This is a genomic window from Enterococcus sp. B2E4 (genome assembly GCF_030499455.1).
In the GTDB taxonomy this organism is placed as follows: Bacteria; Bacillota; Bacilli; order Lactobacillales; family Enterococcaceae; genus Enterococcus_D; species Enterococcus_D casseliflavus.
In genome coordinates this window covers 1-1,340 of sequence record NZ_JAUKPK010000023.1, presented here as the reverse complement: position 1 = coordinate 1,340, position 1,340 = coordinate 1, and the positions used below count along the sequence as shown (strand labels likewise).

Sequence of the window (1,340 nt, the reverse complement as noted above, 5' to 3'; positions counted from 1 at the left end):
TACATCTGCGATGGCTTTCAACTCATCCAAGGTTACCGTTTCACGTTGTAATTTCTTATTGAAATTTTGTGGAGTCTGGCCGATACGTCTGGCAAGTTCAGAAACGCTTATATTCATTTGCTCACACAGTTCTTTAATCATTTCTGCCGTAGTCATACAGCACCTCCAAGTTTACGCTAAGAACATTATAAACCGTTTGGTTGATAAATACAATAGTTATTAAAATATTATTACAATCAGCAAGCAAAAGAAAACCCACAACTCTACTGTAGAGTCATGGGCTATTTACTTCTGGTTTTCATATTTCCATTTCGATGCCAGATTTAAAGGCTATGACGAAGTGTTCTTCATAGACTGTAACGCTCTGGATTATCTTCCTTACAAGCTTATCATCGTAATCTAAGGTACGGAATTTGTTCTTGAGGATAAATTCAATCAGCTCATCGATTCGCTCGTTCTCGCCACTGAGGGAGGCATCTTCTACTAAAAGGATCTGTCGCTTGTCTCTCAGCTCATCAATCTCATCTGCTAGATGTTCATAATCTTGGCCCTTATTAGCCAGTTTAATTAGTTCTTTTTGTTTTTTATCTAATAAGGTATTTATCTCAGAAATTTGATACTCTGTGGTTTCGCCAATCACAGCATGAATATTCTCTTCCAGTGTCTTTATCATATTGTTCCCACCTGCAAGTAGCTTATTAATTGCAGTCATTACAGCATCATAGAGTTCATCTTCTTTTACGGTTCGGTTCTTACATACTTCAGGACCCTGCTCGATTCTAGTCACACATCGCCAGACAAATTCTTTTCTGCCGTGAATATTCCAATAGGTTCTCCTATAAATATCGCCACAATCCCCACAGAAGGTGATGGCACTTAAAGCGTACTTACTACTGTAAATTCGTTTGTTCTTGCCTTCTCCTGTGTAGATATTGCTTCTTCGATGAATTTCCTCCTGCACCTGCAAGTATAATTCTTTGGGAATGATAGCCTCATGACTATTTTCAACATAATATTGGGGAACATGCCCTTCATTTTTCACTCGTTTCTTGGTCAGAAAATCTACTGTGACAGTCTTTTGCAGAAGGGCATCTCCGATGTATTTTTCGTTTTGAAGTATCTTCTTAACTGATTCTGGTCGCCATCTTGGTTTTCCCGCTGCTGTTAAAATACCATCCTTTTCAAGGGCTAGACCAATGCCTACTAGACTCTGACCTTCAAGGTATTCTTGGTAGATGCGTTTGATAATCTCAGCTTCTTCGGGAACAATGATTAAATTTCCATCTTCATCTTTGGTGTAGCCCATAAATCGCTTATGGTTGACCTGCACCTTTCCTTGT

The 1,340-nt window shown here is 38.9% G+C and carries 2 protein-coding genes; both read right to left on the bottom strand.

Annotation, left to right across the window (positions count from 1 at the left end; all coding sequences use genetic code 11):
* A partial coding sequence (locus tag Q1X33_RS14810) for a helix-turn-helix transcriptional regulator (protein WP_301996790.1) occupies positions 1–156 on the bottom strand: 156 nt, incomplete at its 3' end.
* A 142-nt stretch (positions 157–298) separates the two neighbouring features.
* On the bottom strand, positions 299–1,340 hold a 1,042-nt coding region (locus Q1X33_RS14805), incomplete at its 5' end, for a recombinase family protein (RefSeq protein ID WP_301996789.1).